This window comes from Sporomusaceae bacterium, from assembly GCA_031460455.1.
Lineage (GTDB): Bacteria > Bacillota > Negativicutes > Sporomusales > UBA7701 > Anaeroselena.
The window spans coordinates 106662-131582 of sequence record JAVKTQ010000004.1 but is presented as its reverse complement, the minus strand read 5'-3'; the positions used below and the strand labels follow the sequence as shown (position 1 = coordinate 131582).

At 65.1% G+C, this 24921-nt stretch carries 25 protein-coding genes, 1 riboswitch and 2 other annotated features (1 of these 28 cut by a window edge); of the genes, 18 read left to right on the top strand and 7 right to left on the bottom strand.

The genetic code is table 11. The features are described 5' to 3' along the window. Nucleotides 1–49: a binding site (T-box leader), on the top strand (it extends 210 nt beyond the left edge of the window). A gap of 48 nt (nucleotides 50–97) precedes the next feature. Then, complete coding sequence (locus tag RIN56_08655; GenBank protein MDR7866879.1) at nucleotides 98–1453, top strand: TrpB-like pyridoxal phosphate-dependent enzyme; 1356 nt, start codon at nucleotides 98–100, stop codon at nucleotides 1451–1453. A gap of 1 nt (nucleotide 1454) precedes the next feature. Here the strand turns inward: RIN56_08655 and RIN56_08650 are convergent, their stop codons facing one another. Then, nucleotides 1455–1922 (bottom strand): hypothetical protein, encoded by a 468-nt coding sequence (locus RIN56_08650; GenBank protein ID MDR7866878.1) that lies wholly within the window; start codon nucleotides 1920–1922, stop codon nucleotides 1455–1457. A gap of 251 nt (nucleotides 1923–2173) precedes the next feature. Here RIN56_08650 and RIN56_08645 point away from each other — a divergent pair, with 251 nt between their 5' ends. After that, complete coding sequence (locus RIN56_08645) at nucleotides 2174–2650, top strand: lysozyme inhibitor LprI family protein (protein ID MDR7866877.1); 477 nt, start codon at nucleotides 2174–2176, stop codon at nucleotides 2648–2650. 820 nt (nucleotides 2651–3470) lie between these two features. Here the strand turns inward: RIN56_08645 and RIN56_08640 are convergent. The 5 genes from RIN56_08640 to RIN56_08620 form a co-directional block, all read right to left on the bottom strand. Continuing rightward, nucleotides 3471–3926 carry a CBO0543 family protein gene (locus tag RIN56_08640; protein ID MDR7866876.1) on the bottom strand — a complete coding sequence of 152 codons (456 nt, stop codon included), beginning with the start codon at nucleotides 3924–3926 and terminating at the stop codon, nucleotides 3471–3473. Between the two features lie 11 nt (nucleotides 3927–3937). Then, nucleotides 3938–4429 carry a CBO0543 family protein gene (locus tag RIN56_08635; protein ID MDR7866875.1) on the bottom strand — a complete coding sequence of 164 codons (492 nt, stop codon included), beginning with the start codon at nucleotides 4427–4429 and terminating at the stop codon, nucleotides 3938–3940. Between the two features lie 189 nt (nucleotides 4430–4618). Further along, a complete protein-coding gene (locus RIN56_08630; GenBank protein ID MDR7866874.1) occupies nucleotides 4619–5371 on the bottom strand; it encodes a UPF0280 family protein in 753 nt (250 codons plus the stop codon). Further along, entirely contained in the window at nucleotides 5368–5799 is a 432-nt protein-coding gene (locus tag RIN56_08625) for a 4Fe-4S binding protein (GenBank protein ID MDR7866873.1), read from the bottom strand. The genes RIN56_08630 and RIN56_08625 overlap by 4 nt, the downstream gene beginning before the upstream one ends. A gap of 1 nt (nucleotide 5800) precedes the next feature. Continuing rightward, the gene (locus tag RIN56_08620) at nucleotides 5801–6958 is read right to left on the bottom strand and encodes a homocysteine biosynthesis protein (GenBank protein ID MDR7866872.1); all 1158 of its coding nucleotides are present in this window, start codon (nucleotides 6956–6958) and stop codon (nucleotides 5801–5803) included. Between the two features lie 62 nt (nucleotides 6959–7020). Continuing rightward, a riboswitch (SAM riboswitch) is annotated at nucleotides 7021–7139 on the bottom strand. Nucleotides 7140–7274: 135 nt separating this feature from the next. Then, nucleotides 7275–7533: a binding site (T-box leader), on the top strand. A gap of 359 nt (nucleotides 7534–7892) precedes the next feature. Between RIN56_08620 and trpD the strand changes: the two genes are divergently transcribed. From trpD to RIN56_08540, 16 genes are all read left to right on the top strand, one after another. After that, nucleotides 7893–8921, top strand: a complete 1029-nt coding sequence (gene trpD, locus RIN56_08615) for an anthranilate phosphoribosyltransferase (protein MDR7866871.1) — start codon at nucleotides 7893–7895, stop codon at nucleotides 8919–8921. Then, a complete protein-coding gene (locus RIN56_08610) occupies nucleotides 8906–9544 on the top strand; it encodes a phosphoribosylanthranilate isomerase (protein ID MDR7866870.1) in 639 nt (212 codons plus the stop codon). Before trpD ends, RIN56_08610 begins: the two co-directional genes overlap by 16 nt. Beyond that, nucleotides 9529–10347, top strand: a complete 819-nt coding sequence (gene trpC / locus RIN56_08605; protein MDR7866869.1) for an indole-3-glycerol phosphate synthase TrpC — start codon at nucleotides 9529–9531, stop codon at nucleotides 10345–10347. Before RIN56_08610 ends, trpC begins: the two co-directional genes overlap by 16 nt. After that, the gene (gene trpB, locus RIN56_08600) at nucleotides 10340–11518 is read left to right on the top strand and encodes a tryptophan synthase subunit beta (protein MDR7866868.1); all 1179 of its coding nucleotides are present in this window, start codon (nucleotides 10340–10342) and stop codon (nucleotides 11516–11518) included. The genes trpC and trpB overlap by 8 nt, the downstream gene beginning before the upstream one ends. A 1-nt stretch (nucleotide 11519) precedes the next feature. Continuing rightward, nucleotides 11520–12317, top strand: coding sequence for a tryptophan synthase subunit alpha (gene trpA / locus RIN56_08595; protein MDR7866867.1), 798 nt, complete (start codon nucleotides 11520–11522; stop codon nucleotides 12315–12317). Continuing rightward, a complete protein-coding gene (locus tag RIN56_08590) occupies nucleotides 12314–13774 on the top strand; it encodes an anthranilate synthase component I family protein (protein MDR7866866.1) in 1461 nt (486 codons plus the stop codon). Before trpA ends, RIN56_08590 begins: the two co-directional genes overlap by 4 nt. After that, entirely contained in the window at nucleotides 13771–14343 is a 573-nt protein-coding gene (locus RIN56_08585) for an aminodeoxychorismate/anthranilate synthase component II (protein MDR7866865.1), read from the top strand. Before RIN56_08590 ends, RIN56_08585 begins: the two co-directional genes overlap by 4 nt. An 83-nt stretch (nucleotides 14344–14426) precedes the next feature. Then, nucleotides 14427–15362 carry a diguanylate cyclase gene (locus RIN56_08580; GenBank protein ID MDR7866864.1) on the top strand — a complete coding sequence of 312 codons (936 nt, stop codon included), beginning with the start codon at nucleotides 14427–14429 and terminating at the stop codon, nucleotides 15360–15362. A gap of 440 nt (nucleotides 15363–15802) precedes the next feature. Next, nucleotides 15803–16639, top strand: coding sequence for a hypothetical protein (locus tag RIN56_08575; GenBank protein ID MDR7866863.1), 837 nt, complete (start codon nucleotides 15803–15805; stop codon nucleotides 16637–16639). Then, nucleotides 16639–18102, top strand: a complete 1464-nt coding sequence (locus tag RIN56_08570) for a rhomboid family intramembrane serine protease (protein ID MDR7866862.1) — start codon at nucleotides 16639–16641, stop codon at nucleotides 18100–18102. The genes RIN56_08575 and RIN56_08570 overlap by 1 nt, the downstream gene beginning before the upstream one ends. A 103-nt stretch (nucleotides 18103–18205) precedes the next feature. Next, the gene (locus RIN56_08565; protein ID MDR7866861.1) at nucleotides 18206–19150 is read left to right on the top strand and encodes an alcohol dehydrogenase catalytic domain-containing protein; all 945 of its coding nucleotides are present in this window, start codon (nucleotides 18206–18208) and stop codon (nucleotides 19148–19150) included. A 386-nt stretch (nucleotides 19151–19536) separates the two neighbouring features. After that, on the top strand, nucleotides 19537–20655 hold the full coding sequence (locus RIN56_08560; GenBank protein ID MDR7866860.1) for an alanine racemase: 1119 nt from the start codon (nucleotides 19537–19539) through the stop codon (nucleotides 20653–20655). Nucleotides 20656–20722: 67 nt separating this feature from the next. Beyond that, nucleotides 20723–21163, top strand: coding sequence for a hypothetical protein (locus RIN56_08555; protein MDR7866859.1), 441 nt, complete (start codon nucleotides 20723–20725; stop codon nucleotides 21161–21163). Between the two features lie 12 nt (nucleotides 21164–21175). After that, nucleotides 21176–21508 carry a hypothetical protein gene (locus tag RIN56_08550; protein ID MDR7866858.1) on the top strand — a complete coding sequence of 111 codons (333 nt, stop codon included), beginning with the start codon at nucleotides 21176–21178 and terminating at the stop codon, nucleotides 21506–21508. Then, nucleotides 21508–22740 carry a glutathionylspermidine synthase family protein gene (locus RIN56_08545; GenBank protein ID MDR7866857.1) on the top strand — a complete coding sequence of 411 codons (1233 nt, stop codon included), beginning with the start codon at nucleotides 21508–21510 and terminating at the stop codon, nucleotides 22738–22740. Before RIN56_08550 ends, RIN56_08545 begins: the two co-directional genes overlap by 1 nt. A 31-nt stretch (nucleotides 22741–22771) precedes the next feature. After that, nucleotides 22772–23206 carry a DUF350 domain-containing protein gene (locus RIN56_08540; protein ID MDR7866856.1) on the top strand — a complete coding sequence of 145 codons (435 nt, stop codon included), beginning with the start codon at nucleotides 22772–22774 and terminating at the stop codon, nucleotides 23204–23206. 68 nt (nucleotides 23207–23274) lie between these two features. On the opposite strand, the gene RIN56_08535 is transcribed toward RIN56_08540, so the two are convergent. Beyond that, nucleotides 23275–24819, bottom strand: coding sequence for a DUF4127 family protein (locus RIN56_08535; protein MDR7866855.1), 1545 nt, complete (start codon nucleotides 24817–24819; stop codon nucleotides 23275–23277). Between the last annotated feature and the right edge of the window lie 102 nt (nucleotides 24820–24921).

Genomic DNA, 24921 nt, shown 5'->3' with positions numbered 1-24921 from the left:
CGCACGCGGCCAAACAGGGTGGTACCGCGAGCAACCTCTCGTCCCTATCAGGACGAGGGTTTTTTTTATTTCCATCAAAAGAAAGGGGATGCAAACCATGCACAAAGACAAAAAAATATTCCTCGACGAACAGGATATCCCCCGGCGCTGGTACAACATCCAGGCCGACATGCCCACCAAGCTGGCCCCGCCCCTCCACCCGGTCACCAAACAGCCCATCGGCCCCGCCGACCTCGCCCCCATCTTCCCCATGGAGCTCATCAAACAGGAAGTCACCCAGGAACGCTGGATCGACATCCCCGAAGAAATCGTCGAAAAATACCGCATCTGGCGGCCCACCCCCCTCATCCGCGCCTATGAGCTCGAAAAAGCCCTCGACACCCCCGCGAAAATCTACTACAAAAACGAAGGCGTCAGCCCCGCCGGCAGCCACAAAGTCAACACCGCCATCCCCCAGGCCTACTACAACAAAGCCGCCGGCATCACCCGCCTCGCCACCGAAACCGGCGCCGGCCAGTGGGGCAGCGCCCTCAGCCTCGCCTGCAGCATGTACGGGCTGGAGTGCGTCGTCTACATGGTCAAAATCAGCAGCCGCCAAAAGCCCTACCGCCGCTCCTTCATGCAGGTCTACGGCGCCGAAGTCATCCCCAGCCCCTCGGGCAAAACCGAAGCAGGGAGGAAGATGCTCGCCCTCGACCCCGACTCCCCCGGCAGCCTCGGCCTCGCCATCTCCGAAGCCGTCGAAGACGCCGCCGGCCGCGCCGACACCAACTACGCCCTCGGCAGCGTACTCAATCACGTCCTCCTCCACCAGACCGTCATCGGCCTCGAAGCCAAAGCCCAGCTCGCCAAAGCCGGCGACTACCCCGACGTCGTCATCGGCGCCTGCGGCGGCGGCAGCAACTTCGGCGGCATCGCCTTCCCCTTCCTCCGGGACAGGTTTGCCGGCCGCCAGGTCCGCGCCCTCGCCGTCGAGCCCACCGCCTGCCCCACCCTCACCCGCGGCGTCTTCGCCTACGACTACGGCGACCTCGGCAAGCTCACCCCCATCGTCAAAATGTACACCCTCGGCCACAACTTCATGCCCTCCGGCATCCATGCCGGCGGCCTCCGCTACCACGGCGAATCGCCCCTCGTCAGCCAGCTCTACCACGACGGCCTCATCGAAGCCCAAGCCTTCGACCAGCGGCAGATCTTCCAGGCCGCCCTCACCTTCGCCCGCAGCGAAGGCATCATCCCCGCCCCCGAATCGGCCCACGCCGTCCAAGGGGCCATCGTCGAGGCGCTCGCCGCCCGCGAGGAAGGGAAGGGGAGGACCATCCTCTTCAGCCTCTCCGGCCACGGCCACTTCGACATGGCCGCCTACGACAGCTACCTCGCCGGCGAAACCAAAGACGCCCCCTGCGACGAACAAGACCTCGCCCGCTTCCTCGCCGACCTCCCGCAGGTATAGCTCACTCCTCGTTAAACTCCACCCCCGCCGTCACCATCTCGGCCAGAAACATCTTCGGGCCGATGCAGTAGGCCGGCGTATCGCCGAAAAGATCGCCGCCGCAATAGCGTCCGGCGCGGACGGCCAGGTCAGAGCAGAACGAATGCCCCTCCACATCGATCGGCACCACCAGCTTCGTATGCTGGTAAATCCACGACGCCGCCGCGCCGAAGTAATCGTATTTCTCGCCCGCCACCAGGAAGGCGAATTCGTCCACCTTCTCCGGATGGGGCACCACCAGGCCGAAAGTGCGCGTATAGCGCCCGGCGAAAGCGTCGAACCGGCTGACGACCACCCCGTCGACCGTCGCCTGCAGTAGCCCGGTGCGCGTGAAGACCGCCACATGGTACGGGTCCTGGCCGGCGCCCTGGGCGATATCGATTATCTTACCGACCGTCTCGAAAGGATAAACTATCAGGAATTTAAGCATTGCATCCTCTCCCCATCAGCATTGGCGTTGTATTCCGCATAACATCCTATGTCGACTTCGGCGGTCGGTGTGCCTGTAAAAGAAGGCCAATCAACAAAAGCCTGGCTCCTTTATGGAGTCAGGCTTTTCGCTTCTCGGAACGCAGGCGGCGCGCCCCGGTCTATTGGTGCGAACTGCCATTGTAATCCCCAAACGGCAATGCTAATATTGTGGGGTGACAGAAATGAATTAAGAAGAATGAGGTATTACTAATGAAGCGGTTTGCTGTGATAGCGTCGCTGCTGATCGCCCTGGTCGGCGTTCTCCCCGCTGTGGGTGCCAATGCCGGTAACGAGCCGGAATTCGACACCGGTCGCTTCAAAGTCGAGCTTACATACCCGGACGATGACCGCAGCCAGGCGGCGATGAACGCTGCCGCCGCCAGGGAATTCAAGCGGGCCGACGACACGCTGAACGCCGTTTACAACAAAGTATCGGTCAAATACCGGGACGACCGGGAGTTCATCGCCAAATACACCGCGGCCGAAGTGGCGTGGATAGCCTTCCGCGACGCCCACCTGGACGCCGTCTTCCCCAAAGAGGATAAACAATCCTACGGCAGCATGTACCCGATGGTATACCACCTCTACAAAGCCGAGCTGACCTGGGAAAGGGTCAAGCAGCTCAACGAGTGGCTGGCCGATGTCCCCGAGGCCGCCCCCGCCGCCGGCAGCCGTCGTCCTGAATAAGCTAAGCCTGGCTCCGCAAGGAGTCAGGTTTTTTTCTTGGGCTGGTGGGTATAGCCGCTCTTTTCCTGGTTTGTGCCCCCGGCATTGGGTCATCCCACCCGCTGCGGGCGGCGGTCTTACTAAGCTCGTCGCCGACAGCACCGCGCCACCGCCAAACGAACGTCCATGTTCGATTGTCGGTTCTCGCCGCCGTCCATGGCGGCTCGCGCGGTGCTGTTTCCGGCTCCCTCGCCAAGTAGCGGCCGCCGTCCTCGCTCACGGTGGGTTGACCCAATGCCGGGAACGCCGGCTAACCGAGAGATACACTAAAATAAAAGGAGATAATTACCTCTTATAGAAATGGATTAGCATAGCGGGGTGGTTGTTGGAGGTTTTATGATTAACAGAATCCTATTTACATGTATTAGCTCACTAATAGTAATTCTGCTTTTATTGCCTATAGCAGAACGATACACCATGGCAGGTCATTCTTTAGGGTTTCTCATTATGTTTGCACCAATATTAGGGACGTTGGTAGGTATATTCTGTGCCGATAAATGCAACCAGTTTGTCGAGCATGCAATGTGGATTCGTATAGGAGCAGTTATAGTGCTTCTGGGGGTCTTATACACGTATGTAGGGATTTGTATAAGGTATGATATTTATAGTTCGGTGTGGATGTTTATACCAATTATAATCCCCCTTTTAATTTCGACAATTATGAGTACTTAAAGCATAACAGTTTATGCACCATGATTAGGCACAAAAATGCCCGGACTTCTTGTCCGGGCATTTTTTCCCTCAATACGGCCCAAGCTCCACCTGCCCCACGTCTCCTACCTTATCCCCCGCGTTCACCGTCAAAAAACCATGCCACCGTCCTCTGGGTCAGCCACATGATGAACAGCACGCTGACCGAGGTCCAGTACCACTCCCACCCGGTATATCTGATCAGCATGGTATACCGCTCCCAAATAACCTCAAAGCCGGTCAGAAGCAGGCTGATGCCCGCCAGGTACCCTGCCTTGGCCAGCGCTGTCGCCTGCCACGGGTAGTAATTATTCACATGGACGCACAACACCGGTAAAACGACATATTCGAAAATAAAGCTGGTTCTGTTGACGCTGGCCAGCTCCCGGTAGGGATACTCCAGCAGCTCCAGCTCCACCGCCGTCAGGCCGAGCAGCCAGGTGGGAAGCTGGACGAAAAGGATGATAAACTGCATCTGCAGCAGCTTGTTTCTCGGGGTGAGCGCGAGAGATAGTATCGAAACCACCACCGAGGCGGTTAAAATCATGCCCTCCAATCTCATCGTGGGCTCCGTCCCTTCGCCTTCGCCACTTGGCCGAAAAACCAATCACAATAGATACGGCTTGCGTAATACGATATGATGTTGATGAGCCACGGCCGATATCCCGTAAAATCGATATAGACCAACAAATCGGTATATTTTTGCACGGCGACATGCGCCAACGCGCTGCCGCCCGTAACCGCAAGGGTATACGCGATCTTGAGAATACGGCTCTTGTTCCGGGGATAATGCCAATAATACGCGACATATACCGCCGGCAGGAAAATAAACGCAAGGGCAAAATTGCTGTCGGTGGCTTTGGGGAACAATCGCACAGGAGATTCGATACTGCCTATAAAAGCCAAGATTATAGTGGCCGGCCAGGTCACCGCTTGCCCCACGATAAAAAGGAACAGGCTTTCCCGTGGCTTATCGGTCCGACCGAACACCGTCACAAGCAAAATGCTGGCCAGGGTCAGCGCGGCGATACCCCAATATTCCCTGCTCATAATTCTCCCGCCTGGCGACCCCCTCCTTGTCTCCTGTCAGGGGGATGCCGCATGTACCGCCTATAGTATTGACGCTTTTACACTTTTTACTTTTCGGGATGCTTGGTCGCTATCCCGGGAAACTGGTACGGCCTCGCACGCGGAGATTAAAAAAACTCCCGGAAATTCCGGGAGCTTTTTTCTTTTTCCTCAATACGGCCCCAGCTCCACCTGCCCCACCGCGCCGACCCTGTCGCCCGCGATCACCACCGCCCCCAGCACCTCCGGTTGGGCGGCGATCCAGGATAAGGCGGCGTCGATATCGGGCGGCCCCTGGATGCGGTTGCCTAGTGCTGTCGCGTACGCGTCCGCCGTCGCCGCGTCCTTGGCCAGCACCGTCGCCGCGTCCGCCTTGCCGAAGCTCAGCGAATGGCCCACCGTTCCCGACGACGTGCAGATACCGAGAGGGGAGAGGGTGGGGGGGACGACGAGCGCCAGCTTGTTCGACAGCGGCGACGCCCCGGCGTAGATGGCGATCTTCCGCGGTACGCTCGACCGCAGGTAGATGTCGCCGCCGTTCTCGACGATAACCTCCGTGAGGCCATACAGCTCCTCCAGCCGGTGGCCGACATAGGCGCTCACCGCCCCGGCCACCGCCGCCATCGGCCCCGTGCCGGCCAGAGCGGCCGCCGCCGCCATCGCGCGTACGAGCGGCGGGCAGCCCGCCGCCGGCTCGTACGGCGCCAGCGCCGTCAGATACTCCCGGTCGGTCGCGATATACTCCTCAAGCTTGCGCCGCGCGTCCAGCACCGCGGCCAGCGCCGTCGCCTCGGCACCCGGCGGGGCGTCCGCCGCCACCGCCACCCACAGGTCGCTCTCCAGATGGCTCACCGTGAATGTCCTCAGGCCGGGGCCGGCCAGGCTGTCGCGGTAGCGGCGCGGCTCGTAAGCGGCCGATTTCACGCTTCCCCGGCTTTGCCGCCGCCGAAGCCCACGCTGATTATCCTGAGCGGGCACGCCTCGATGCACAGCCCGCACACGATGCACTTCTCCGGGCGGAACTCCATCTTCCACTCCTCGCGGTTCATCGCCATCGCCCCCGAGAAGCACACCGCCGTGCACGCGCCGCAGTGGACGCACTCCTCCTGCCGCACCGTCACCTGCCTGGTCGTCGGGATGACCTCGATCTTCTCCGCCGCCAGGAATTCCAGCGCCCGGCGCAGGTTATCCTCCTCGCCCTCGATCTCGGCCAGCAGGTGGCCCTCCTCGCCGGGGGTGATCTCCGCCCGCAGGATGTTTATCCGCAGATCGTAGTCCTTCACCAGGTGATACGTGATCGGCTTGGCGTACGTATCGGGCGAGAAAACGAACGTAAAACGCTCCTTCACCATCTCAGTCCAACTCCTTTACATCCAGCGGCTTCACCGTCGCGTCCGCCGGCAGCGGGGCCGCCGGCTCCTGGAGCAGGAACTCGCCCCGCTCGATCCATTCCTTGAGTGTCGCCGCGATCTGCCGCGCCTTGAAAATACTCGACAGCGGCGCCGTCCGCACCTTGCGGCCGTTCAGCTCCACAAAGCCCGACTTCAGCTCCTCGTAATCGACCACCTTCAGCGTCGGCCGGCTGCGCCCCGGTACCCCGTAATCCAGCAGCGTCGTCTTTATCTCCCGGTCGCGTACCGTCACGAAGCGCGCCATATCCTCATCCAGCATCGGGATGGGGATGCCCACCCCCACGAACATACTCACCCCGTAATTCTTGAACACCGCCGCCTTCAGGTACTCCGTCGTCATCGCCTTCAGGTCGCCGATCAGGCTGAGCGTTCCCGCCCCGCCCACCGGCACCCCGTTCTCGCCGCGCGCCTTCTGGGGGTTGTGCTGCGTCCCGTGCCAGGCCACATACCCCTGCGTGCCGCCGAGGAAAATGCGCGTCCCCACGCCGATCGTCCGCAGGTACGGGTCGTTTAAGAGCGGGCTCAGCTGTCCCGACGTCGAATAGGTCACATTGCCGAACTTCGGCAGCAGCATGCCCATATACGTGTACAGGATGCGGTTCGTCGAATTGGTCGCCGCCACATAATTCTGGTACGCGTTGCGGGGGTTGAACAGGAAAGCCTCGTTGATGGTCTCCTTGCTGACATACCCCTCCAGCTCCTTGCGGGGGTAGCAGTCCGTCCCCTGGGCGAGCGCTTTCAGGCGTACGCTTTTCCCGGCCACCAGCTCCTCGATCACATGGGCGCCGCCGTAGTCCTCGCGGCCCTCGGCCAGCTCGGTCGCGCCGATATACGCGTCCACCGCCGCGATCCCCGTATACGCCGGCACCTGATTGAGCCACACCTTCGCCATCTTGATCGGCGGGTCGCTGTGGCCGAAATTCACGAACGCCCCCGACGAACACATCGGCCCGAACGTCGCGGTCGTCACCACATCCACCTTCTCCGCCGTCGCCTTCAGGCCCTGTTCGTCCGCCATGCGGACGACCTCCTCGGCCGTCAGCACCACCGCTTCGCCCTTTTTGATCTTCTCATTGATCTCGGCAAACGTTTTGGCCATAAAAAATCCTCCTCACCCGTCTACTCGCAGATGAAAGAGGCAGAAAAAAAGCTTCCGGCCTGCTCTCATCTTTAAGCAATCTTGCGATTCCTTCAGGAATTGGCACCTGCGGTCAGCCATAATAGCCGCCGTGGTTGCCGAGGTTTCATCGGGCCAGTCCCTCCGCCTCTCTTGATGAGAAAATACCCAGTATTTCGTTATTGGTAGAATAATACCAAGCAGCCGAAATTTTGTCAATGCCTTTCGCCGGTGGAAATATATTTCCATCTTCCTTGACAACAGCCGTCACCCGCGATAAAATAATGCTAATTTAACATCAACAGCGTTGAACAGGACGAGTAACTGTGTAACCCCCCGCCCAGCGAGCCGGTGACCGGGAAACCGGAGGTGCGACGACCGGCCGGGAGAGCATAGCGAATGGACCTGGGAGCTGCTCCCCGAAAAGCCTTTGCCAGTAGGAGGAGCCGGCCGCCGCCGTTACCCGGCTAGGATATCGGATTTACGTCCCGTATCCGAATAAGGGAAAGCTTTCGCTTTCCGAAAAGGGTGGTACCGCGAGCCATTTCGCCCCTGGGGTGAAAGCGGCTTTTTTTATTTCCCCCGAAAAATCAATACCCAACAGCTGAGAACAGGACGAGTAACTGCGCCCCCTTCCGCCCAGCGAGCCGGTGACCGGGAAACCGGAGGTGAGACGACCGGCCGGGAGAGCACAGCGAATGGACCTGGGAGCTGCCCCCCGAACGCTTTTGCCAGTAGGAGGAGCCGGTCGCCCCCGTTAGCGGGCTAGGATATCGGACGCGCGTCCCGTATCCGAACAAGGGAAAGCTTTGCTTTCCGAACAGGGTGGTACCGCGAGCCATTTCGCCCCTACGGGTGAAATGGCTTTTTCTATTTTCACGGGACAAATACTCCAAAGAAATAGGAGGAAAAAACCATGCTCAGAGAATCTCTCGGCCGAGTGGCGGCCGGACACAGCCTCACCCACGAAGAAGCCGGCCGCACCATGGCGGCCATCATGTCCGGCGGGGCCAGCGACGCCCAGCTCGGCGCCTTCCTAACCGCCCTCAAAATGAAAGGCGAGACCAGCGAAGAAATCGCCGGCTTCGCAGGCGCCATGCGCGCCCTCGTCGTCGCCGTCGACGCCCGCGGCGACATTCTCGACACCTGCGGCACAGGCGGCGACGGCCGCGGCACCTTCAACATCTCCACCGCCGTCGCCCTCGTCGTCGCCGGCGCGGGCGTCACCGTCGCCAAACACGGCAACCACGGCATATCCAGCGCCTGCGGCAGCGCCGACGTCCTCGCCGCCCTCGGCGTCCGCGTCGATCTCCCGCCCGCCGCGGCCGCCGCCGCCCTCGACACCCTCGGCATCAGCTTCCTCTACGCCCCCCTCTACCATCCCGCCATGCGCCATGTCGCCAAATCGCGGCGCGAACTCGGCTTCCGCACCGTCTTCAACCTCCTCGGCCCGCTCACAAATCCCGCCGGCGCCACCCGCCAGCTCATCGGCGTCTACGACCCCGCCCTCCCCGAAAAAGTCGCCGCCGTCCTCCTCCGGCTCGGCACCAACCGGGCCATGGTCGTCCACAGCCTCGACGGCCTCGACGAAATCTCCGCCGCCGCCCCCACCAAAATCGCCGAAGTAGCGGACGGCCGTGTCAAAACCTACCTCCTCGACCCCGCCGACTACGGCCTCCGCGGCGACAGCGCCCACTACCGCGGCGGCGCCCCCGGCGACAACGCCGCCATCATCCTCGGCATCCTCCGCGGCGAAAAAGGCGGCCGGCGCGACATCGTCCTCCTCAACGCCGCCGCCGCCCTCGTCGTCGCCGGCAAAGCGGGCGGCATCCGCGAAGGCCTCGCCCTCGCCGCCGCCAGCGTCGACAGCGGCGCCGCCCTCGGGCGGCTCGAAGCCCTCCGCCGTTTCGGAGCCGACGGCAAGGAGGGATTACCATTATCATAAAAATCTGCGGCATAACCACCGTCGACGCCGCCTGCGCCGCCCGCGACGCCGGCGCCGACCTCATCGGCTTCGTCTTCGCACCCGGCCGGCGGCGGATAAGCGTCGACGCTGCCGCCGTCATCGCCCGCCAGGTCGGCGGCATCGCCCGCGTCGGCGTCTTCGTCAACCAGCCCCTCGCCGTCGTCCAGGACACCGCCCGCCGCTGCTGCCTCGACTACGTCCAGCTCCACGGCGGCGAAACCCCTGCCTATTGCCGGGCCGTCGGCTGGCCGGTCATCAAAGCCGTCCCCGTCGGCCCCGGCTTCGACCCCGCCGCCGCAGCCTACCCCGCCGAATACATCCTCCTCGACACCCTCGTCCCCGGCCAGGCCGGCGGCACCGGCCTCGCCTTCGACTGGCGGCAGGCCGGCAGCCTCGCCACCGCCCTCCCCGCCCCCTATCTCGTCGCCGGCGGCCTCACCGCCGCCAACGTCGGCGAAGCCATCCGCATCCTCAGCCCCGCCGGCGTCGACGTCTCCGGCGGCGTCGAAACCGCCGGCGCCAAAGACGCCGCCAAAATCCATCAATTCGTCGCCGCCGCCCGGGCGGCGCAGGGAAGGGGAGCGCCATGCTCGCAAAAATAGTCGCCGGCATCCGCCGGGAAGTCGCCGCCCGCAAACAGACCAACCCCCTCGCCCACCTGCAGCGGGACATAACTCCCGGCACTCGTGCCTTCGCCCGCGCCCTGCGCGCCGCCGACTGGGCGCTCATCGCCGAAGGCAAGCTCGCCTCCCCCGCCAAAGGCCAGCTCTCGGGCCGCCACACCGTCCCCGAGCTCGCCCGCATCTTCACCGCCGGCGGCGCCGCCGCCCTCTCCGTCCACACCAGCGCCCCCTTCCGCGGCTGCCTCGAAGACCTCGCCGCCGTCCGCGCCGTCAGCCCCCTGCCCCTCCTCCGCAAAGACTTCATCATCGACGAATACCAGCTCTACGAAGCCCGTGCCGCCGGCGCCGACGCCGTCCTCCTCATCGCTGCCATCCTCACCGACGGTCAGCTGCGGCGCTTCCTCGCCGTTGCCGACACCCTCGGCCTCGACAGCCTCGTCGAAGTTCACAGCCGCGAAGAGCTTGAGCGCGTCCAGCACACCCCCGCCCCCATCATCGGCATCAACAACCGCGACCTCGCCACCTTCACCACCGACCTCGCCACCACCTTCGCCCTCCTGCCCCACACCGACAGTCGCCGCCTCATCATTAGCGAAAGCGGCATAACCGGCGGCGACGACGCCCGGCAGCTCAAACAGGCCGGCGTACGCGGCGCGCTCGTCGGCGAAGCGCTCGTCACCGCCCCCGACATCCTCGCCCGCACCCGCGAACTCGTCCGGCCCGGCGAAACGCCCGGCGCCATGAACGCCCCACACACAAAGGAGGAAACACAACATGCCTGACATCAACGGACGCTTCGGCGCCTACGGCGGCCGCTACGTACCCGAAACCGTCATGCCCGCCCTCATCGAACTCGACGACTTCTACTGCAAACTCAAAAACGACCCGTCCTTCCAGCGCGAATTCGCCGCCTACCTTCGGGACTACGCCGGCCGGCCCACCCTCCTCTACCACGCCGCCAACCTCACCGCCCACTATGGCCGGGCCGCCGTCTACCTCAAACGCGAAGACCTCCTCCACACTGGCGCCCACAAAATCAACAACGCCCTCGGCCAAGCCCTCCTCGCCCGCCGCATGGGCAAAAAACGCATCGTTGCCGAAACGGGCGCCGGACAGCACGGCGTCGCCTGCGCCACCGTCGCCGCCCACTTCGGCCTCGAATGCCGCGTCTTCATGGGCGCCGAAGACATCGAGCGCCAGCACCTCAACGTCGTCCGCATGCGCCTCCTCGGCAGCGAAGTCGTCCCCGTCACCAGCGGCAGCGGCACCCTCAAAGACGCCACCAGCGAAGCCCTCCGCCACTGGGTCGCCAACGTCCGCGACACCCACTACATCATCGGCTCCGTCGTCGGCCCCCACCCCTACCCCATGATCGTCCGCGACTTCCAGGCCGTCATCGGCCGCGAAGTCCGCAGCCAGGCCGCGGCCGCCGGCCTCAAAATCAGCCACCTCGTCGCCTGCGTCGGCGGCGGCAGCAACGCCATGGGCATCTTCCACCCCTTCCTCCACGAGCGCGGCATCGCCAAAATCGGCGTCGAAGCCGCCGGCAAAGGCCTCGAAACCGGCAAATACGCCGCCTCCCTTACAAAAGGCCGGCCCGGCGTCCTTCACGGCGCTTACAGCTACCTCCTCCAGGACGACGACGGCCAGGTCACCGAAGCCCACTCCCTCTCCGCCGGCCTCGACTACCCCGGCGTCGGCCCCGAGCACGCCCACGCCAAAGACAGCGGCCTCGCCGCCTACGTCGCCGTCACCGACCAACAAGCCATAGCCGGCCTCGCCCGTCTCGCCCGCCTCGAGGGCATCATCCCCGCCTTAGAGAGCGCCCACGCCCTCGCCTACCTCGACGAACTCATGCCGCTCACAAAAGCCGGCGAGGCCGTCGTCGTCTGCCTCTCCGGGCGGGGCGACAAAGACGTCGACACCGTAGCCAAAACCATGGGAGGGTTATAAAATGTCCACACTTCGGGATAAACTCGCCGCCCGCCGCGCCGCCGGCGGCAAAGGCCTCATCGTCTACCTCGCCGCCGGCTACCCCGACCTCGCCGCCACCCGCCAGGCCGTCCTCGCCGCCGCCGCCGCCGGCGCCGACATCGTCGAAATCGGCATCCCCTTCTCCGACCCCATCGCCGACGGCCCCGTCATCCAAAAAGCCGCCACCGCCGCCCTCGCCGGCGGCCTCAAAACCGCCGACGTCCTCGCCCTCGTCGCCGAACTCACCGCCGCTACCCCCGTCCCCATCGCCCTCATGCTCTACATCAACACCATCCTCCAATACGGCCCCGCAGCCTTCGCCGCCGACGCGGCCGCCGCCGGCGCCGCCGGCCTCATCGTCCCCGACCTCCCCCTCGAAGAAGCCGCTCCCCTCCAAGCCATCTGCCGCGGCTGCGGCCTCGACCTCATCCACTTCATCGCCCCCACCAGCCCGCCAGAACGCATCGCCGCTATCTGCGCCCAGGCCGGCGGCTTTCTCTACTGCGTCTCAACCACCGGCGTCACCGGCGTCCAGGCTGTCGACTACAGCCGCCTCGCCCCCCTCATCGCCGACGCCCGCCGGGCCAGCGACATCCCCATCGCCATCGGCTTCGGCATCGGCGACGAGGCTGCGGCCGTTGCCGCCGCCGCCCACGCCGACGCCGTCATCGTCGGCAGCGCCGTCATCGAGCGGCTCACCGCCGACGGCCCGGCCGGCGTCGGCCGCCTCGTCGCCTCTATACGCCAGGCCCTCGACCGGGCAGGTGACCGGCCATGAAGCTCTCGCCCGACCGCGACGAATTCTGCCGCCTCGCCGCCGGCCACAACCTCATCCCCGTCACCGCCGACATACCCGCCGACCTCGACACCCCCGTATCACTCTACGGCAAAATCGTCGGCGACCGCCCCGGCTTTATGCTCGAGAGCGCCGAAACCAGCAAAAACTTCGGCCGCTACTCCTTCATCGGCGCCGACCCCCTCCTCACCCTCACCGCCACCGCCCGCCACAGCGACCTCCGCCGGCGCGGCAAGCGCACCACCGTCGCCGGCCCGCCCCTCGCCGTCCTCCAGCGCATCCTCGGCAGCTACACCTGCCCCGACCTTCCCGGCCTGCCGCCCTTCAGCGGCGGCGCCGTCGGCTACCTCGCCTACGAAGCCGCCGCCACCTGGGAACGCATCCGCGGCCTCGCCGTCCCCGACGACATGATCCTCGGCGAATACCTCATCTGCCAGACCATCGTCGTCCTCGACCACCTCACCCACACCGCCAAACTCATCCACCTCGCCCCCGTCGACAGCCCCGCCGCCGCCCCCGCCGCCTACGAAACCGCCGCCGAAAGCCTCGCCTCCCTCGCCCTCAGGCTGCGCCAGAGCGCATCCCTGCCGCAGACCGGCCAGGCGGCAGGGGAGAGGGGGGAAGAGGCAGACGGCCGCGACGACTACATCGCCGCCGTAGAACAGGCCAAAGAGCACATCGCCGCCGGCGACATCTTCCAGGCCGTCCTCTCCCGGCCCTTCCGCCGGCCGCTCACCACCGAGCCCTTCCACCTCTACCGGCGGCTCCGCCACCTCAACCCCTCGCCCTACATGTTCTACCTCAACTTCGGCTCCCGCCAGCTCGTCGGCGCCTCCCCCGAAATGCTCGTCAAACTCCGTGACGGCCAGCTATACACCTGCCCCATCGCCGGCACCCGCCCGCGCGGCCGCGACGCCGCCGAAGACGCCCGCCTCGCCGCCGACCTCCTCGCCGACGCCAAAGAGCGCGCCGAGCATGCCATGCTCGTCGACCTCGGCCGCAACGACCTCGGCCGTATCAGCCGCCCCGGCACCGTCGCCGTCAGCCGCCTCATGGAAGTCGAAAACTACTCACATGTCATGCACATCGTCTCCGAAGTCACCGGCCAGCTCGACCCCCGCTACACCCCCACCGACGTCCTCGCCGCCTGCTTCCCCGCCGGCACCCTCAGCGGCGCCCCTAAAATCCGCGCCATGGAAATAATCGCCGGCCTCGAAAACACCCCCCGCGGCCCCTACGGCGGCGCCGTCGGCTACTTCGACTTCCGCGGCAACATCGACACCTGCATCACCATCCGCACCCTCATCATCGACGGCGGCCAAGTCGTCATCCAGACCGGCGCCGGCATCGTCGCCGACTCCGTCCCCGTCGCCGAATACCGGGAAATACTCCACAAAGCCGGGGCCCTATTCCAGGTAACGGGAGGCGCGCAGCCATGATCCTGCTCATCGACAACTACGACTCCTTCACCTACAACATCTTCCAGTACGTCGCCCACCTCGGGCAGCAGGTCCGCGTCGTCCGCAACGACCGCATCACCCTGGACGAAATCGCCGCCGGCGGCTACAAAGCCGTCATCATCTCCCCCGGCCCCGGCACCCCCGACGACGCCGGCATCAGCAAAGCCCTCGTCGTCCGCTTCGCCGCCCGTCTGCCCATCCTCGGCGTCTGCCTCGGCCATCAGGTCATCGGCGAAGCCTTCGGCGGCCGCGTCGTGCGCGCCCCGCAGCCCGTCCACGGCAAAACCTCGGCCGTCACCCACCACGGCCACGGCCTCTACCGCGGCCTCCCCCAGCCCTTCACCGCCGGCCGCTACCACTCCCTCATCCTTGACCGGGCCAGCCTCCCCGACTGCCTCACCGTCACCGCCGCCAGCGACGACGGGCTCATCATGGGCGTCAGGCACAAACACTTTCCCGTCGAAGGCATCCAGTTCCACCCCGAATCCATCCTCACCCCCGACGGCGTCAGGCTGCTCGCCAACTTCGTCGCCGTCCTCCCCGGCTGAACGGCGGCCGAGGCAGGAAAAACGCCGCCTTTGTAGAAACTGGAAACAAAACCGGGAAATTTACGGCAAAGGCGGAATGACGGATGAAAGTGATGATCGTCGACGGCGAAGCAACCACCCGCGCAATGCTCGCACTGATGATAAAAGAATGGGGCTACGAGGTCGCCGTCGCCGGCGGCGGCGGAGAAGCCTGGCAGGCGCTCCGCGGTGAAACCCGTCCCGCGCTCGTCCTCCTCGACGCGGCCATGCCCGGCCCCGGCGGCCTCGAACTCTGCGCCCGGCTCAAAAAAGAAAAAGCCCTCAGCCAGGTCTACATCATCCTCCTCGCGGCCAAAAACAGCCAGGACGAAATCGCCCGCGGCTTCGAAGCCGGCGGCGACGACCACCTCGCCAAGCCCGTCCACCCCGCCTTGCTCCGCAGCCGGCTCGCCGTCGGCCGCCGCATCCTCGAATACCAGCACACCCTCGACACCCTCAGCCGCGAACTTGCCGCCAAAAACCAGGAGCTCGCCCGTCTGGGCACCCTCGACGGCCTCACCGCCATCGACAGCCGCGGCCGTTTCGCCGCGCGCCTCGGCGAGGAATGGCGACGCGCCCTGCGCGAGGCGACGCCCCTGTCCGTCATCCTCGTCGACCTCGACTTCTTCAAAGCCTACAACGAAACCTACGGCCACCAGGCCGGCGACGAATGCCTGAAAAAAGTCGCCCGCACCATATCCGCCACCATCGCCCGCGCCGGCGACCTCGCCGCCCGTTACGGCGGCGAAGAATTCGCCGTCCTCCTGCCCAACACCGACAGCCTTGGCACCCTCGTCGTCGCCGAAGCCATCCGCGTCGCCGTCGCCACCCTCGGCATCGAGCACACAGCCTCAGCCATCCACCGCCACCTCACCGTCAGCGTCGGCACCGCCACCGTCGTCCCCGACGAGCTGGCCACCCCGGAGTCGCTGGTGGCGAAGGCGGAGGAGGCGTTATACCACGCCAAACAATCCGGCCGCAATCTTGTTCGGCAGCTGTAAACTTTGACGGCCGTTGATAAGCCCCCATCTGCGTTGTTGGGGCTGCGGGAGCTTGCTTGCGTACGTTCCGAGTACGCGGCGCTGCGCTTCCTCGCCCCGCCTAGCATCTGGGGGCTTCTGAACGGCCGTTTGCTGATTCATGGGGAGTTGGAAGATGTATTTTTGCGGAAGCTGGCATCGCAAGCGAGCGTTGGCGGAGGATGTTACGCGCCGTTAACGCAGCAAGCCGCTAACGAAACCGTACGTCCGGCCATGGACGCCCGTTTGGCGCCGGTACGGCTGAGTCGGCGCAAGTTTTACGGCGCGTTCATACGTAGACGTGCGAGCGGCGAGGCAAGCTTCCGCGAACCAGACTAAGTTTTCAGCGCCCCCCATCATCCCACCGTCCCATTGCCCGGTAATATAAGTTTCCGCCGCAGCGCGGAAGAGGGAGCACCATTATGGCCGTCCCTGTCAACTGCCCCACCTGCGACTCCTTCTACAACCTCAAAAACCAGTACGCCGACCGGCTTCTCGAATGTCCGGCCTGTCACGGCGTCTTCCGCGCCCCAGGGCGTCGGCTCGTCCCGGCCGTCTTCGACCGCGACCTCTTCCAGCTGCGCGAAAAACACTTCGCCATCAACACCAAATACCACGTCCGCGACGAGGACGGCAGCCCCCTCCTCTACGTCGAGCGCCCGGCGCTGGTAATGCAGAGAATCATGGCCTTTATCCTTATCTTTATAGTCATTATTCTCATTTCCCGTATCTTCTTTACCATCGCGCCCGACCTCAACTGGGGACTGGTAACCTTCCTGGTTGCCTACTTCGTCGGCCCCCGCCGTCACATCCACTTCTACCCCGACGAAAACAAAACCGCCGCCATCCTCACCGTCACCCAGGACTACGTCGTCCAGTTCCCCACCACCCGCTTCACCCTCCGCGACCTGGCCGGCAACATCCTCGCCACTTACAAAAAGAACCGCTTCACCGACTTCCTCCGCAAAAGGTGGTGGGTCTACGGCCCCGACGGCGTCCTGCTGCTCGTCGCCCAGGAGGACTCCATCATCCTATCCCTCCTCCGCCGCCTCACCGGCTACATCGTCGACATCGCCTTCTTCCGCACCAACTTCATCTTCTACGCCCCCGACCGCGAAACAGTTCTCGGCGAATTCAACCGCAAAATGACCATCTTCGACCGCTACACCCTCGACATGAGCGAAGACGCCGGCGGCGCCATCGACCGGCGTGTCGCTTTAGCCCTCGGCGTACTGCTCGACACCGGGGAGGGACGCTGATGAACGGCGAAAACCGTGAACCCGCCGTCTGGTCCCCGCCCGAAGAGCGGCCCATCCTCATCACCCCCGACATGCTCGTCCCCGTCCGCCCCAAAGACAGCCGCGTCCCCTTCGAAAAAGGCATGTCCTACTTCCCTGTCCTCATCACCCTCCTCATCCTCGTCAACATCGCCGTCTACCTGTGGGAAGTCGCCACCGGCGCCCTCGTCAGCCGAGAATCCGTCATCGCCGCCGGCGCCCTCTACCGGGACAACGTGCTGGCCGGCGAAGCGTGGCGCCTCGTCAGCGCCGCCTTCCTCCACGGCGGCTTCGACCACATCCTCGGCAACACCGTCTTCCTGTACATCCTCGGCCTGGCCGCCGAGCACGCCTTCGGCCTGGCCAAAACGGCCGCCATATACCTGTTCGCCGCCGTCTGCGGCTCGCTCCTCAGTCTCGCCATGCAGCCGGGGCCGGGCGTCGGCGCCTCGGGAGCCATCTTCGGCCTCATGGGAGCGCTGGCCGTCCTCTTCTACCGGCGGCGGGCCGACTTCTACCTCCGCGACCGCGGCATCGGCGCCTTCATCGGCGCCCTCGCCCTCCTCCAGATCTTCTTGGGCTTCTCCGACCCCTTTATCGACAACTGGGCCCACCTCGGCGGCTTCCTCGGCGGCGCGCTTGCCGCCCTCATCCTCCGTCCCGCCCTCGGCGAGGAAAGCCGCACATTCCCCGGGGCGGCCAGAGCCCTGCTCCTCGCCGCTTTCGTACTCTTCGCCGGCGGCTGGCTCTTCCTCGGCGGCTACCTCGCCGCCGTCGAAGCCCACGCCTGGCTCTACCTCGGCAATAAACAGGACGCCGTCGCCGCCGCCACCGACGCTCTCGCAAGGAACCCCGCCAACAGCCACATGTACTACCTGCGGGGCACCGTCCTCCTCGACGCCGGCCAGCCCGACGCCGGTCTCCGCGACCTCGCCCGCTACCTCGAAACAAACGGCAACAGCCACCGGGCGTGGTTCGCCGTAGGCCACGCCTACTACGAGCGCGGCCAGTACCCCGAAGCCCTCGCCCACTACAGCCGCGCCGTCGACCTCGCCCCCGACGACGTCCACTACCTCAACAGCCGCGGCTACGCCAACATCCTCGCCGGCCGCTACGCCGCCGCCCGCGCCGACTTCACCGCCATACTCGAAATCGACGACAAATTCGCCCCCGCCTGGGGCAACCTCGGCCTCGTCCACGCCTACGAAGGCGAATACTCCATCGCCATCGGCAAGCTAGAGCAGGCCTACCGCCTGGACAAATCCCAGGCGGCGCTCAAATACCTCATCGCCGGCCTCCGCGCCGAACTGCTCGGCCAGCGTCCCCAAGCCATCGAAAACTACGGCCGCTTCACCGGCGAAGTCGCCCAAGAACGCGCTAACTGGCTCGCCGAAATCACCTTCGCCGAAACCCGCGCCCGCACCCTCCGCAGCCTCGGGAAATAGCGTCGATCTCCGTCGCCTCCGCGGCGCGAGAACCTAAAGCCGGAGAAAAGCCGCCAATGAAGCCGAGATATTAAAGTTAAACGACTCAAAGGAGGTCCTCCCCATGCGCTGCCTCTACTTCGACGGCCAGCTCAAATACCGCGACGACTGCCCCGTTCCGACGCCCGCCCCCGGCGAAGCCCTCGTCAGGGTGCTCTACGCCGGCGTCTGCAACACCGACCGCGAAATCCTCGCCGGCTACAAAGGCTTCACCGGCATCCTCGGCCACGAATTCGTCGGCGTAGTGGAAGCAGGGGAGGGGTGGGCAGGCAAAAGAGTCGTCGCCGACATCAACCTCGGCTGCGGCGTCTGCCCCCGCTGCCGCGAAGGTCTCGCCAACCACTGCCTCAGCCGCCGCGTCCTCGGCATCACCGCCAAAGACGGCGCCTTCGCCGAATACCTCACCCTGCCGGTCGCCAACCTCCACGAGGTGCCGCTCGGCGTGAGCGACCTCGCCGCCGTCTTCGCCGAGCCGCTGGCCGCCGCCCTCGAAATCTGCGACCAGTGCCACATCAGGCCGTCCGAGCGCGTCGCCGTCCTCGGCGACGGCAAACTCGGCCAACTGATCGCCCAGGTGCTCAGCCTCACCGGCTGCGACCTTACCGTCATCGGCAAGCACCCCGCCAAGCTCGCCCTCCTCGCCGGCCGGGCGGCCACGGTCACGGCGGACGAGGCCGCCGCCCTCGCCCCCTTCGACACCGTCGTCGAATGCACCGGCAGCCCCGGCGGCCTCGCCTGCGCCCAGGCTGTCGTCAAGCCCCGCGGCCGCATCGTCCTCAAAAGCACCTTCGCCGCCGCCGCCCTCCTGTCGTCCACGCTGTGGGTCGTCAAAGAATTCACCCTCGTCGGCTCCCGCTGCGGGCCGACGGCCGCCGCCCTCCGCCTGCTGGCCAGGCGCCTCGTCGACGTCGAGCCGCTCGTCGGCGGCATCTTCCGCCTGGCCGACGGTTCGGCCGCTTTCGCCCCTCCGGGCGGCCTGAAAGCCATTTTCGACTGCCGCGCCACCTGAGAGCCTCTCAAAGGCATCGAAAATCGCCGTTGAGGGATTCGTTCTCAGACACACATATTCGCCCTTCCTGGGGCCTTCCAGACGGCCGGAAAAATCGGCCGCCCGGAAGGCCTGCCGCATTTTTCCGGGCATTTTTGCACGATAGCCGGCGGCAGGAGGGGAGAGGGGAGGGAGTACGACCGTCGGCCGATGGCAAAAACCGTCCAACTCACCACAGTCCGCCGCAAAAGTGAAGTTATATTATAATAATTGTAATTACAATATATACAATAATAAAGAAAATATCGTATTATGCGGCGTTAAAAAGCGCCATCCTAAAGGTGAACAGGCAGGCTATGTGGAATTTATCTCCAATTAACAGCCCATAATAATGTGAGGTGCCGTCCATGAACATCAACGACCTCGCCACCCCGAGTTTTCTGCTCGACCTCGACGCCTTCGAGGCCAACCTCCGCGCCATGGCCGCCATGTGTGAACAGACGGGGGTTCAGCTTTGGCCGATGGTCAAAACCCATAAAAGCACCGCCATCGCCCGCCGCCAGAAGGACGCGGGCGCGGCCGGCTTCCTGACCGGCACGCTCGACGAAGCCGAGCAGCTTGCCGCCGCCGGCTTCACCGACCTCATGCTCGCCTACCCGGTCGCCGGGCGCGCGAACGTAGGCCGCGCGCTCGCCCTGGCCCGCCAGGCCCGCGTCACCTTCAGCCTCGACGGCGTCGCCGCCGCCCGCGCCCTGGCGGCCGCCCAGCCCGCCGACGGCCCCTACCTCGACTACCTCATCATCATCGACAGCGGCCTGCACCGCTTCGGCGTGCCGCCCGCGCAGGCGGCCGAACTCGCCGCCGCCCTGTCCGGCTATAAAAAGCTCAGGCTGAGAGGCGTGGCCACCCATCCCGGCCAGGTATACGGCGCCAACGGCAGAGACGGCGTCGCCGCTGCCGCCGCGGACGAAATCGCCGCCCTCACCCAGGCCAGGGATGTCCTCCTCTCCCACGGCTATCCCGTAGACATCGTCGCCACCGGCAGCACCCCGACCGCTTCCCTGGCCGCCGCCAGCGGCGTCGTCACCGCCCTCCGGCCCGGCAACTACGTCTTCTACGACAACACCCAGGTCGCGCTCGGCGTCGTCCCCCAAGAGCGCTGCGCCCTCGCCGTCCTCGCCACTATCCTGTCGCGGCCCCGTCCCGACACCTTCATCATCGACGCCGGCAGCAAATGCCTCGGCCTCGACAAAGGAGCCCACGGCAGCTCGCTGCTTGCCGGCTTCGGCCTCGTCGCCGGCCACCCCGGACTCACCGTCGCCGGCCTGTCGGAGGAAGTCGGCCGCGTCGCCATAACCGGCGACACCAGCCTTGCCGTCGGCGACAAAATCGCCGTTATCCCCAACCACGCCTGCGCCGCCGCCAACATGACAAGCTGGCTCGTCGGCCACCGGCAGGGTCAAACGGAATGCGCCCTCGCGGTCGACATGCGCGGCAACGTCCGCCTGCGGCCGCCCCTGGCGTAAAAAACCATCGCCGTAAGCACCTTCTCCGTGGTAAAATAGCACCACAACGGGGCATAGGAGGATAACATTGGCCAACCTCGAATACCGGCTGCTCGACGAGCCCGCCGACTTTCCCGTCCTCTTCTCCTACGACGCCATCGGCGGCGGCGAAATCGCCGCCCGTTTCCTGTGCGACAAACTCATCAAAGACGGCAAAGTGTACGAACGCACCTCGACCGCCAGCGAACCCCTGACCTACGTCATCTACCTCCGGGAGGAAGGACCGGCCGCCCCCGCGGCCGCCGCCCCGCCGCCCGGCGACCGCGGCGTGAGAGTGGAGATCCGCCGGGACGCGCACAGCGATACTCCCGGCCTGCTCATTGAAGCGCGCCAGTTCACCGACCCCGTTGACGTCGTCCTGTGCCTCGGCAGCGACTACTTCTACTGGCTGGGCGACGAATGGCAGAAAACAATGACCGTCCTCGACGAGGACCGTAAGGTTTATATCTATTACGCCCACAAGATGTAAGGAGGGACAGCCGTGGAACGCACCGACAAAACCGCAAAACTGCTCGGCCTCTTCATGGCCGCCCTCCTCACCGTCACCGCCGGCTGCTCCGCCGGCAGCCAGGACCGCCCCGGCCACACCCACATCGACCGCAACAACGACGGCTACTGCGACGAAGACGGCGAGCAGATGCCGGCCCGCGCCGGCGGCGGCCACTTTTACGGCTTACCCTTCTTCTTCGGCGGCACCCGCACTGGCGTCGCCACGCCCGGCCAAACCGCCCCTTCCACCGGCCAAGGCGCCACCATAACAAGCGGCAAAGCCCGCGGCGGTATCGGCAGCAGCGGCATCGGCGGCGGCGGCTGATGGACTACGCGGCCGTCCGGGAAGAAATCTACCGGCCCCTCAGGGCCGAGGGCATTTTCACCTGGGACTGGCTCTACGGCCAGGAATACGCCCTCGCCGTGCCCTACGCCATCGGCGACCGCGAACTGGCCGACCTCCGCGCCGCCACCGCCGTCCTCGGGCGCGTTTTCGCCCGCACCGTCGGCGTCGTCCAGGCCGGCCCGGCCGAACTGCTCGCCGAGCTCGGCATCCCCGTAGCCGCCCATGACGCCGTGCGCCTGGCCGTCCTCCCCGACGCCGCCACCCTCATCGGCCGGTTCGACTTCGCCCGCACCCCGGCCGGCTGGAAACTGCTCGAATTCAACAGCGACACCCCCGGCGGCGTCGTCGAAGCCTTCCACGTCAACGGCCGCGTCTGCGCCCGCCACAACGCCGCCGACCCCAACGCCGGCCTCGCAGCCATGCTGCCCGCCGCCTTCCGCGCGGCGGCCGACACCTACCGCGCCCTCGGCTACGCAGCCGACCGCGTCGCCTTCAGCGCCCTCGACTGGCACGCCGAAGACGCCGGCACCGCCCGTTACCTGCTCAAAATCTCCGGCCTCGCCGGCCGTTTTGTCCCCCTCAAAGACCTGCGTGTCCAGGACGACAGCCTCTGCGCCCTCATTGATGGCGACCTCGCCCCCATCGACCTCTGGTACCGGCTCCACCCCTTCGGCCTCCTCGCCGCCGACCGCGACGACGACGGCTACCCCACCGGCGCCCACGTCCTCAGCCTCATCGCCCGCAGGCGGCTGGCCGCCATCAACCCCCCCGGCGCTCTCATCGCCCAGAGCAAAGCACTCCAGGCACTCGTATGGGCGCTCTGCGAAGCAGGCGGCTTCTTCACCGCCGCCGAACAGGACGCCATCGCCGCCCACATGCTGCCCACCTACTACGAAAACCGCTTCGCCGGCCGCTGTCCCCATGTCGCCAAACCCGTGCTCGGCCGCGAAGGCGGCGGCATAACCATCTGCGCCGCAGACGGCGCCGTCATCGACCGCGACCGCGAGACCCACTACTGGGACCAGCCCATGATCTACCAGCAGTACCAGGACCTCGAAACAGTAGAGTTGCCCACCCTCGCCGGCCCGAAAGCCGGACGCCTCGTCTGGGGCTCCTTCATCGTCAACGGCGCGCCGTCCGCTGTCGCCGCCCGCCTCGGCGGGCTGATAACCGACGACATGGCATACTTCGTTCCCGTCCGTCGCGCTTAAGTGACGGCGAACAACAAGGAGGCTGATCACATTGGGTAGCCAATGGGCAAACATCGTCAACTTCGTTAGCTATCTCGGCGTCTCGCTCCCCCTGCTGGGGCTAGGAATCTACCTCTTCATGCTCACCACCCCCTACAAAGAACTCAAGCTCATCGCCGACGGCGACGAAGCCGACCGCTGCAAAGCCTGCGCCGCCCAAGCCACCGCCTACGACCTCGGCGGCAAAATCCTCGGTCTGTCGCTCGTCCTCGCCTCGGCCGTCTTCCACGCCGTCAACTTCGCCGACCTCGTCATCTGGGGCCTCATCGGCATCATCTTCCAAGTCGTCGTCTTCTACATATTCGAACTCATCACCCCCTTCACCGTCGTCAAAGAAATCCCCCAGGGCAATATCGCCGTCGGCATATTCTCCGCCTTCCTCAGCGTATCCGCCGGCCTCCTCTTAGCGGCATTGATTAGCTATTAGAAAAATACCCCTAACACAACAAAAGCGGCTGGCGCACTGCCAGCCGCTTCTCGCATCTCAAGACGAAGCTACAAATCGATATCCACCTCAAACATCCTGTTCCACGGAAAGCCTACTTTCAGCTTATCCACAGGATATGCCGGGAATTTGGCCGCCGCGAACGCCTTCAGCCGCCGGTTCGCCTCCGTCGTCAGGCGGGGGGCCAGCTCGTTCAGATAAAACCAATCGCCCCCGGCCGGGTAAAGCACCTCTCTCCCTAAAGCCCCGCGCACATTCGCCTGATACGCCCAGTCGTCCAGCAGCCGCGTCGCCAACAGGCGGTCCTTAGCCGCCGCCGTCATCCGCGGCGCCAGCAGCCCCTGGCCGATCGCGTACCCCAGCGTATTGCTCGCCGTATTCCAGCCCGAATACGCATCCAGCTTAAAAAGCAGCCCGCGGCGGGCAAGCTCGGTCATCAGCGCGTTATCCGCCCCGTTCGCGTACGCCACATCCCCCACCGCCACCCGCTCGCCCCTGGCGACACTCGCCGCCACTTCGCCCGCGAAAACATACGCCGGCGCCGTCACCCGCCCGCGGTTCCCCGCGCTGTTCGCCTCATGCGTCACCCCGTCCTCCGGCGTATTCACCGCCAGCACCAGATCGGGCTTCGAACCGGTCAGCAGCAGCCCGCCGGCCGCCACCACATGCTCGTTCACCGTCAGGCCGATCGGCACATCCTCATAAGAAGGCACCGTATCCGGCCCCGCCCCCTGCGCATAAAAAACCCGCACAAGCGGAATACGCACCGCCGCATTATTCGTCGCCCGCACCAACATCAGCATCCCCAGTTGATCGGCGCCCGGAAAAGTCGCAAACTTCGAAGCCGGCAGCCCGACCGTCTCCGCCGCGATCATCCGCGACTCCATATGCGACTGCGAAAAAGGCGAACAATCGTCGCGCCCCAGCAGGAAAAACGCAAAAATTCCGTTCCGCGCATACTCCACCAGCCGCACATTCGCCGTAAAATTCTTATCCCGCCGCGCGAACCAGTCCTTCAGCACCGCCTCAGGCAGCCCGTGCCTGAGCGCGTTCAGCTCCGCCTCCTCGCCGCGGTTAAGCCCGGCCGTCTCCGCCCTGTCTGCGAGCGCCGTCAGACGGAAAATCCTCGGTCCGTGCTCCTCGTAATAATCCGGCTCCACCCCGCCCGCGCTCGCCTGCGGCGTCCGCATAATCGTCCCGAACACATACAGCCGCGTTCCCGGATTAGCCAGCTTCAGCGCATAAAAGCGGTCGAGCCGTTCCTTGATAACCTCCTCCGGCAAATGGTGTCGGCGCGACGCCACCAGGCTCCCGTACAGCATCGCATCGCTCGAAACCACCGCCGCATCCGCCGTGCGGATATTATCCGCCAGCCACGCCCACAGCGCCTCCGGATCCCCGGTGCTCGTCCGGCTCCCCAGCAGCGCCGCCGGCGGCGTCACAACCTCCACCCCCGCCGCCTTCGCCGTCTCCACCACATAATCCAGGCTCACCGGGCGGTTATCGAACGGCACAAAAACAATCGTCTGCGCCGCCGCCGTCGCCGTCGTCAGGCAGAAGCACGCCAGCATCACCGCAATAATCAACTTGCGCATATCGTCCTCCAAAGCTGCAAAAATGACTTCATTTCAGCTATTCTGTCCGTCACATGGCAAATCCTGCCTGCCTCCGCGGCGCGCCGCGAATAACACAGCACA